Here is a 9,564-nt window from a genome sequence, read left to right as displayed (position 1 = left end):
GTATTACCTACTTTAGTACGCCAAGTGTTACCAGCCACGAAGCGTATGATCATTGGAACGGTAAATGGTTTCGTAAAACCAAAGCCTGTAACGATCCTGAATTTGCTATTGATGTTAGCCATAAAAATTTAAAGCATGGCCTACTGTGTGAAGACGGTATTTGGCGGCAAATGCTCACTGTGCACGATGTGGTGAACTCTGGCTTTGACCGCATTGATATCAGTGTACTTGAAAACGAATACTCGCTAGATGAGTTTAATAACTTGTTTATGTGTAAGTTTATTGATGATGCCCACAGCGCGTTTAACTTAAAACAACTAATGAACTGTGTGGGCGATTCAACCAAGTGGACCGACTTTGATTTAGACTACGAGCGCCCTTATGGTTTAAAACCTGTCGTCATTGGGTTTGACCCTGCCCGCTTTGGCGACAAAGCCAGTGTTGCCGTACTCAGTGCCCCCATGAAACCCGGCGAAAAATTCCGCCTGCTGGAAGCAATCGATTTAAGCGGCAATGACTTTGAAGCCATGGCCGCTGAAATAAAGCTCCTCACCGAAAAATACAACGTGGTACATATTGGCGTAGATACCACCGGCATTGGTTACGGCGTGTGGGAGCTTATTACTAAGTTTTACCCTAACGCAGAGCCGATCCATTACAACCCAATTATTAAAAACCGCATGGTGATCAAAGCAATCAACGTTATTCAAAACCGCCGTCTTGAGTTTGACCAGGACGCGGTAAATATTGCCAGCTCGTTTATTAATATTCGCCGCAAAGTGGTGGGCGACCAAATTACCTATGCCACAAACCGCACCGCCACCACAGGCCATGCCGATATTGCGTGGGCAATTATGCACGCCATGTTATTTGAACCACTCGACGGCAACGCCCTTAACCGTCAAACCTCTGTAGGAATTGCAGCTTAATGACCAAACCACGATTACAAGTAAGTAACGGCCAAGCGCCTAACTACAATCAACGCACCGCAATGACCGATTCATTTAGCTTTGGTGATCCCGAGCCCTGTTTAGACAACCGGCTAACCGATTACGTTGGGGTATTTAGCGACAGCAACGGCATTTATGCACCGCCCATTAGTTTGCACGGCTTAGTTAAGTTGCTGCGAGTAAATGCCCAGCATGGGCCCATACTCTACTTTAAGCGCAACATGATCTTAAAGTGGTATAAGCCAAACCCGTTATTGAGCCATCAAGCCCTTAGCAAGTTTGCGTTTGATTTACTGTGGAGCGGTAACGCGTATTTACAGATTATTAAAAACGCCTTCGGGCAAGTCATTAAACTGCGCCATTTGCCCGCCCTCACTATGCGCTATACCGATAAACGCGGGGTGTATGCGCAATTAAGTAACCAAAGCCATGAGCCTATTTATTTTAATGCCGGTGAAGTTATACACGTAAAAGAGTATGACCCCGCCCAAGGTATTTACGGCATGCCGCAATATTACGGCGGTATTCAATCGGCGTTACTCAATGAAGATGCCACGTTATTTCGCCGCCGCTATTACAAAAACGGCGCGCACATGGGCTTTATATTTTCAATGGCTGACCCGTTCATGAGCCTAGAAGATGAAAACGCCCTTAAAAAAGCCATTCAAGACAGTAAAGGCGTGGGCAACTTTAGGAGTTTGTTTTTAAACTTTAGGGGACAAAAAGCCGATGCTGAAAAGTCATTAAAAATAACCCCCGTGGGCGACATATCAACTAAAGACGAATTTGAGCGCATTAAAAAAATCACCCTAAACGACATGCTCAGCATGCACCGAGCACAAGAAGCACTGAGCGGTCAATCATCTGGCGACAGCCCCGGCTTTGGTGATTTAGACAAAATCACCCGCGCTTATTACAACAACGAAGTTGTGCCACTCCAACAAGATGTATTAGGCATTAACAACTATTTGCCTACTGCACAGCATATTGATTTTAAAGAGCCTGAGTACTCAGACCTAAACCCAACAACCAAGGAAAGCGCATGAGCTGGATTGATGTTATCGAATTTATTAAACAATGGGGGCGATTACTTATGTTGAGTTTTTTAGCAGCCGCAATCCAAATGTATTTGAGTAAGCGGCAGTTTACGTTTTTTCATTATTTTATGAGTGTATTAATTGCGATATTTGCAGCCTACCTATCAGCCATGTTTTGTGAATGGCGCGGGTTTGATGAAAACCTAAAAACAGGCGTGATTGGGGTAACCGCCTATGCTGCCCCGCACTTGCTTGAAGGGTTCGACAAGCTAATTAAAGCCTTTAGCAAAGACCCAAAAGGCTTTATTAAATTTATCAGGGGGATAAAATAATGGGATGGTTAAAAACACTGGTTTCATTCATCACAGACCCAATAGCCGATTTAACCGGCGGCTATGTTGAGCGTAAACGAATAGCGGCTGAAATGGCCGCCGATGTAGCACGCGCTGAAAACAACTTTAAAATTGCTCAGTTTAATGCCAAAGCAAAGCGCTGTATGCAAGCCGAGCAAAACGACGCTGATTATGACCTGCTTGTGCTGAAGAACCGCGACAAAACAATGATGGATGAAGTGATCATTTTATTCTTTTTGGGGTTGTTTGTGTGTCACTTTATCCCCGCCATGCAACCGTATATGCAAAAAGGCTGGCAAGCAATGGGCTATAAAGGCGCGCCCTGGTACTTTGAATTTGTGATAGTGGGTATTGCCGTTTCAACACTTGGGCTAATGCGATTGTTTAGAGCATTTTGGGGGAGTCGGGAAAGGAAGAAAAGCGCTAGGGGGAGCTAGCGCTAGGGATTTTCAATTATATGAAATAGCTTCGACTTTGCTGAAAGGAATTTCAATAATTCGATTGTCTTCTGAGTCTTTCAAAATTAGTGATTGTGAAGTCCTAAGAAGAAGTTTTGAACCAGTATATTTTGCTTTACTAGTGGTAATATCTACACTAATCCCCCCGCCATATTGAAGTATATTAAGTGTATAGACATAATTAGTTTGGTTAAACATAGCCATAGGAAAACCGAAAGCACACACCAAAGCAATTATTGCAGCTAAAATTTTTAGCATTCCTCTATCCAACAAACTTGCAAAAGAAATAAAGGATAAAATAAAGGTGACAGGTACCACTATCCAACGATTCACTTCAATGCTTTGATCTAGATAAGGAATGGTAAATGCTACAATAGAAAGTAAAGTGGAGGCTGCTAAACCCGCGGCTAAAACTTCAACTAAACTTTTATTTTGTAAACTAGTCCTGAGAATTAACCTGACCGTACTTGTTATCCTATCGTTTTCAACGTAGCTGAAGAATACTTTTCCAAAAAAATAAACTGCCATATAAACTAAAAATGCAGAGATAAATACGAAAAAACTCAAGGCAAAAACTGTCAATGCCAAGTAAGGTACACCTTCCGCTGGTAATCTAAATCCTGAGTTCCAAGCATAGTAATATGTCGCAACTTCGCTAACTTTTCCTAAATAAGTAGCTCCACCCAATGAACCAAGAAAAATAATGATCATATTACGAATAACAAAATTTTGTTTTAATACAAACTGAGCTAAATCTTTCAGTTTTTCCACCATATTCCCCAAAAGTAAATATTTTCTACTTGTATCCAAATATTACCTTACAAATTTATTTGTCAGGTAATTTGCTTTTGCACTCTTCTAAATCAAGAATACAGTTCTCTATTCTATCGGTAACTATGTATTTTTTATCCTTTAGCGGCGTTAATACATCGTCATAAATTGGAGACATATAACAATGCTCGTTTTCAGTACTGCGTTTACTGGTACCAATATGCTCAACTTCCAATTCAAGCCTGTTAATTATTCTACTCGTATGCTTTTCTAAATCATCATCTGAATATTCAAGGCTGGCTAGTAACGAATTTAACTCAACCAATAAAGCATCAACTCTTTCTTTTATTAATTCTAATTTCATATCCTGCCTTTTTGAGTACCATTCAATTTCTAATGCGTTTTCAAATTTACCGGCAACAACTTCAAGACGCTTAAGTGCTCTTGTTAAATTTGGTCCTTGCACACCATTAAGCGTTGCTGCATTGGTCTTGCTGATACCACGAACTAAGTAATCACTGAGTGCTGCTTTTATATCTTCACTGGTACTTTTACCAAACGATAAAAGCGCATCTAATCGCTCTTGGCTTTGTGAGCCTTTATGTAAATACTTCATAATTTATTTATCACTTAACTGATAATAAATTAATGATATTTCAATATTAGGTAAATCACCAGCTATTTGATCTTTTTGTTGTCACTTTATTGCCAAACATTGTCACTTTTTGACAATGCGATCTTTTTAAAATTACTTACAGATCCTTTTACTGGGCTGGCTGGCGATTAATGATGTGTCACTGGGGTTGTCAATTTGACGCGTTTTTTGCACGAAAGCGGAAGGCGAGGAGGAGTGAATTTTTTAGCCTTTGGAGTTCTCAGCTAATAGGTAAATGGTTATTTGGCATACGCGCAACCACTGTATATAATGACAGTGTGTTTTATTAACGATTGGTGAATATTATGGCGCGGGTTACTTGTCCAAATTGCGAAGCTAAAGCAACGATCACATCGCGCGAAAAGCAAAGCGCGCATGTTGTTAATTTATATTGCTCATGCACAAATACTAAAGAATGCGGTGCTACGTTTAGAATTACCCAATCGTTTGATCACTTCTTAAACCCTCCTTGTAAAACTACTGCGCAACTTGCCGCTGCACTGATTAAAAATTTACCTCGAGAACAACAATTAGAATTAACTGGGTTATAAAGCTAATTCAAACCTTTAATTCTAGATATTAATCCCAACAGTTCTTCCGAATACTTTCTAAATGCTTCAGAACCCTTGTTGTTATTTTCAGTAAAGGCTGCGTATATCTCACTTTTATTCAATACATAGAGAAATTGTTTCCTATGCTTTGTTTCAACAAAGCTAAGTATTTTTTCATCTTGAAAGTTATAACAAAAGATTGCCGCATGCTACCAAACTAAAATGGTGTTTTTAAATTCGTCTCTTATTGCTTCTAAATCGAATTTTAGATGAGGTGACGCTGAAATTACCATATTAAGCGAAGTTTCAACCTTAAAGTGAAGATCAACAAAGTAATTTTTTACAGCTAACACATCTATATTTTTGATATTTTCCCTAGCTATTTCTGCATTTTCATACTTAGCAATATTACTTATCAGAACTAATAAATTAGATTGATTTAAAGAAAATTCTTTTTCAAAGGTAGGTAACAATTCATTTTTAAGTCTATTTAAATCATGGAACCCCCTATGTCGTGTATATTTTAAGTATTCTTTTACACCCAGGCAAAACGCAAGAACTGCAATTACCCCTCCGAAAAAGCTACCAGTATTGCCTAATTTTCCAGCCAAGTCAGGTGAAGCAGTTAAAATGGTTATTATTGAAGAGAAAACACATATAAAAAATATAAAGTATAAAATATAAAATTGGTTCCCAGTATGGGGATTTTAAGTTATCCATGTATTTATCTAGCCTTTTAAGCATTTCATTGAATCCATTTTTACAATTGCGTATCTATAAAACATTCGGTTGTATGCAAAGTCTATGAATTTCAGGCATAAAAAAGGCCGACATCCCATATCAGCCTTTTTTAGGATTTGAAGTTTTTAACTATAATAAATAGTCACTTTAAAAATAGTCCCTTTTATGGGGTTTGCAAATTATCTTAAAATTTAATATTCGAAATAGTTGTCAAACCCCATCATAAAAGCTCTCTAGTTTGAGATTATGGCTCAATTTCGCAGTTGGCTCCGATGCATCCCCCGCCAATCCCCCCGGGTCCGCTATTGTTACTACCTGTATCTTCTGGTCTACCAAAAACACCGATATAATGTTCACTTACACCACTACCGTCACTTATTTCCACTTTTAAGTCATATAACCCAGGAGGTAACTCCAAGTTGAAATTTTCAAATGAGCTTGTTGTGCCAACAGTTTGGAATTTTGCCCAGTCATCTATAGAGCAATGTGTTCTACCAGATGGAAATAAACAATTAGTTTTAAGTTTCCATACAAAGAATGGTTGTCTATTATTTTCATATGCCCAAGAGTAAGGCTTATAATTTCCATCGGCAGATACATTAATCGTCGAATGGCCTGAATTTGTAATATTGATCGATTGATCAATTATTCTTAAATCAGGTTTTTTATGGACGCTTACTTTTTTATAGCTACACTTATATGATCCACCTTGAGCATATGTAAACCACACATTTTGAGTTCCAACTTGATTTAAAATGAAATTATGCGTGGTCACTGCATTTCCATCATATTTTGCGGAAACTGCCGTTGAATACTCTTCAGCTCCCCACTTCATTGTTTTATTTGTCAAACCATCCAAGTCACATAATAGCGTTTGGCAACCATGTCCAGACTTAAAACGTTTAGGCGTATTCACAGGAATATACGATGAGCCTTGAATTCCAAAATACGTACTTACTTGCCCTTCCTTACAATAGCTTGGCATTGTTAGTGCCAACGCAGGAGTGGAACTTAAAACAAATACTAGTGCGGCTGGATAACTAATTTTCATAAATTTCCTCATACATTTAATTTACTTTTAAATAGGAAAATATACTATATTTACATTTCTGTAAATATAGTAGGTACATTAATTGCGCCATAAAGAGAGCTTTAGCTGATGTATTTTTTTACTAGCACCTCACACCTCAAGTGCCCACCAGTCGTTATCGCTAACTGCTGATGCGCTACCTTCGTTTACTAAAGTTGCTAGGTCCCAATCGCCAATGGTGATCAGGCCGTTATTGTTTTGTGTTGAAATGAGTGTTGTACGGCCGTCTATCTCTGCATGCTTATAAACTTGTGCTATAAATTCGCGGGCTTTGTTCCAATCTTCATCAGTGACTAACCAACGGCCATCTTTTAGGCTGTTAGTTTTGGCTGTTGCCTCAATCGCTAAACGTTTTTCATGCTTAAGTTTCGCTGCGTCGTCTAATACTTGTAATTGGCCGTCTCTAACTTGGTAAATTTGGCCGTTTGTCACGATCCTTTTACCGTTATTTAGATCCTTTATTAGATCATCAAGAGCATTTTTTGAAGAACCCACCATATCGAGTAACAACTCGGCGCTAGAGCCCACGGCTATAGGCGTACAGTTATTACCACTAGACCAAGATAGGTCGGCTGCGCCGACGTTGGTGGTGGCCTTAGCTGCAATTTTCTCTGCTGTGCCTTTGAGTTGTCTGGTCCATTCGATAAGGCGGGTTTTTAAGCTGGTTGCATCCGTTACGTTATGCACGTTATTAAACAAACGTGTAAGCACGGCTTTGTAATCAATATTGGTCACAACACCTTTAATGCGGCGCACTACTTCCGCGTAGTCGTTGCCCATTGGGGTATCTTCGTACATTGATTTAAAATTAGCGGCGCGGCCAATACACATGCCGCCCTGTAGTTTTACGTAGTCTTTCCAGTTGGCGTTATCTGCCGCGTATCGAATAGGCTCTATGATTTCGTCTTTGATTGGGTTGCGCATGCGGCGCAATTCTCGGTAAACGGTGACGCTTGGCGAGCCCTGAAACTGAAATTGTCGAATATTCCACGTACTCGCCCAAGCTAAAACGGGGTTAGCCTGCTCTTGCAGGTTTTCGCCTGTTTCAGCGTCCACGTGATCAGTCAGCATATAACCATCAATATTTTTACTGATGTATTTAGCTATGTAGGCCGCTGCACTGCCCTTGCTTTTATCGAGCTTTACAGCGTCAAAGCGTGGGCTAAAAGTACGGTAAAATTTGGTAGGCGCTTTATGGTTTTTCGCCTTAAACTTTTTAGGTTCTCTGTTCTCTGCTTTGGCTTTTTCGGCTTCTTCTTTATTGCGCTGTATCGCTACTTCGTTAGCCTTCTTTTTAGCAAAGCCCCACGCGCTGCGCTTTTGTTTATAGATTTTAAATAAGTGGGTTTTCTCGGTGTGAGCGCGATATTTAACACAGGCCTCAACCGTTTTGATGTGCGTGCCGTGGGTGTTTATATCTACAAATTTATTGAATACTTTTGCTCGAGTAAGCTCTGGGCCGTAACGATCGTAAAGCTCGGTTTTATCCTCTTGGATAAAGTACCAACGCAAAATAGCGTTTATTTCTTGAAGCTTGCTTTTTGGCATAAATAGCATCATGTGCCAATGCGGGCAACCGTCGGCGTGTGGCTCAACTACGCGCACACCAAAGTATTTAAGGCCACGGCGATTAAGCTTAGAACGGGCGCGCGCCCATGTTGTAGTTAAATAATTTTGTGCATCTTTAGGTGTTGAGCCGTCCCACGTACTTGCATTGGCATGAAAACGTGCCGGGCATGTAATGGTGTAAAACATAGCAACATAGCCCATTTCGTCGGCTAGTTCTTCCGTTTCACGAATGCGTAACATTAATTCGTTGCGGCGGTTAGCAGGGTTTGCCATGCCGCTTTTTACGGCTTCAATTAGGTCAATTACATCGCCGTCACTGCTTTGTAATTCCATCATTTCTAAAAACTGACGGCCACTGGCTTGGGCAAAGCTAAATTCACGCTGTGCTTGTTTTGATGAATACGGGCTAATGCCACGGCGTTTTGGCTTGTTGCTTTTTTTGTCGTGGTAAAGATCTTTACCCACTTGGCCAGTGGCTATTTCAAGCAGCTCTAAAAACTGTTTGCGCAGAGTTTTTAATTGCCGTGCCCACCACTTGTCACAGTGCATTTTAAGCAAAGCAATCTCAAAGCACGCTGGCGGTAGGTCGTCTTCACGCATGTTATAAAACGGCACATTCACACCAAACGATTTTGCATGTTCGGCTACTGCTTCATACGTAAGGCGTACTACTTTTTCATAGCTTAGGCGCTGGTGCTCTTCGCTTACATCAAGGGCAATTTGCACACATTCCATGGCAAGCGTGCCCGCATGTTTTTTTGTTTTTTCAATACTGCTTAAAATATGCCATGGCAATGGCATATTTTGAGTAATACTAAACAGCACGCCAAAGCGTGGTTTTAATCTGACAATAACGCGACGTAGCCATTTATTTGCACGTACCTGGCTACCCGCCTTTTTTTTGTTATAACGATCAATGTACTTACGAGCCATGCGGCTTTGCAAAGGCACAGGAACGCTTTGTAAACCACGCGCTAAAAAGTTGTGGTCGTCAATATCGCTAATAGACGAAATTAAGCCCTTAGCTATACCAGATAGTCTAAGGGCATCAAGATCGAGCGGTCTAGGGTTAGCCATTTATTAATTAAACTCGATTATCGCACACTCAATCAACGCGGGTTCGCCGTGAACTTGGGCGGCATCAAGTGCTGTTGCCATTTGGTCATACACTGGCGCGTATTCAGTATGATCAACGACAATCATTTGCACCACTGGCATAAAGTCAGTAAGGCAGTTTTCGCATTCCATCAGCATCGCAACGGTTGGGCGTTTGTTTAAATTGCGAATAGTAAAATTAACTTGGTCTACAACATGTAAAACAATCTTGATTATTAATTGCTGATTTTTATATAGATCTTGGTCTTTGATAGTGGTCATTTTTAGTATTCC

Annotated in this window: 11 protein-coding genes; 5 read left to right on the top strand and 6 right to left on the bottom strand. The window is 40.3% G+C overall.

Features of this window, described 5'->3' with window-relative positions:
- The 4 genes from A7967_RS17710 to A7967_RS17695 form a co-directional block, all read left to right on the top strand.
- Positions 1-929 (top strand): phage terminase large subunit family protein (locus A7967_RS17710; RefSeq protein WP_209438567.1); only part of this gene is annotated, 929 nt, incomplete at its 5' end.
- The gene (locus A7967_RS17705; protein ID WP_064435942.1) at positions 929-1,996 is read left to right on the top strand and encodes a phage portal protein; all 1,068 of its coding nucleotides are present in this window, start codon (positions 929-931) and stop codon (positions 1,994-1,996) included. The genes A7967_RS17710 and A7967_RS17705, both read left to right, overlap by 1 nt.
- Entirely contained in the window at positions 1,993-2,319 is a 327-nt protein-coding gene (locus A7967_RS17700; RefSeq protein ID WP_064435941.1) for a phage holin family protein, read from the top strand. Before A7967_RS17705 ends, A7967_RS17700 begins: the two co-directional genes overlap by 4 nt.
- Positions 2,319-2,777: a hypothetical protein gene (locus tag A7967_RS17695; protein ID WP_064435940.1), complete on the top strand. Its 459-nt coding sequence runs from the start codon at positions 2,319-2,321 to the stop codon at positions 2,775-2,777. The genes A7967_RS17700 and A7967_RS17695 overlap by 1 nt, the downstream gene beginning before the upstream one ends.
- A 12-nt stretch (positions 2,778-2,789) precedes the next feature.
- Here A7967_RS17695 and A7967_RS17690 read toward each other — a convergent pair whose 3' ends face one another.
- Positions 2,790-3,608: a hypothetical protein gene (locus tag A7967_RS17690; protein ID WP_064435939.1), complete on the bottom strand. Its 819-nt coding sequence runs from the start codon at positions 3,606-3,608 to the stop codon at positions 2,790-2,792.
- Between the two features lie 16 nt (positions 3,609-3,624).
- Positions 3,625-4,185, bottom strand: coding sequence for a hypothetical protein (locus tag A7967_RS23435; protein WP_244507111.1), 561 nt, complete (start codon positions 4,183-4,185; stop codon positions 3,625-3,627).
- A 344-nt stretch (positions 4,186-4,529) separates the two neighbouring features.
- Between A7967_RS23435 and A7967_RS17680 the strand changes: the two genes are divergently transcribed.
- Complete coding sequence (locus A7967_RS17680) at positions 4,530-4,775, top strand: ogr/Delta-like zinc finger family protein (RefSeq protein ID WP_064435938.1); 246 nt, start codon at positions 4,530-4,532, stop codon at positions 4,773-4,775.
- 209 nt (positions 4,776-4,984) lie between these two features.
- On the opposite strand, the gene A7967_RS17675 is transcribed toward A7967_RS17680, so the two are convergent.
- From A7967_RS17675 to A7967_RS17660, 4 genes are all read right to left on the bottom strand, one after another.
- Positions 4,985-5,386: a hypothetical protein gene (locus tag A7967_RS17675; RefSeq protein ID WP_064435937.1), complete on the bottom strand. Its 402-nt coding sequence runs from the start codon at positions 5,384-5,386 to the stop codon at positions 4,985-4,987.
- A 374-nt stretch (positions 5,387-5,760) separates the two neighbouring features.
- Positions 5,761-6,567, bottom strand: a complete 807-nt coding sequence (locus A7967_RS17670) for a hypothetical protein (RefSeq protein ID WP_064435936.1) — start codon at positions 6,565-6,567, stop codon at positions 5,761-5,763.
- Between the two features lie 129 nt (positions 6,568-6,696).
- Positions 6,697-9,252 carry a replication endonuclease gene (locus A7967_RS17665; protein WP_064435935.1) on the bottom strand — a complete coding sequence of 852 codons (2,556 nt, stop codon included), beginning with the start codon at positions 9,250-9,252 and terminating at the stop codon, positions 6,697-6,699.
- A gap of 3 nt (positions 9,253-9,255) precedes the next feature.
- Positions 9,256-9,552 (bottom strand): hypothetical protein, encoded by a 297-nt coding sequence (locus A7967_RS17660; protein ID WP_064435934.1) that lies wholly within the window; start codon positions 9,550-9,552, stop codon positions 9,256-9,258.
- Positions 9,553-9,564: the final 12 nt, after the last annotated feature.

Source organism: Pseudoalteromonas neustonica (assembly GCF_001653135.1).
Taxonomy (GTDB): Bacteria; Pseudomonadota; Gammaproteobacteria; order Enterobacterales; family Alteromonadaceae; genus Pseudoalteromonas; species Pseudoalteromonas neustonica.
Note: the sequence above shows the minus strand (reverse complement) of the source record. Positions and strands in the feature narration are given on the sequence as shown.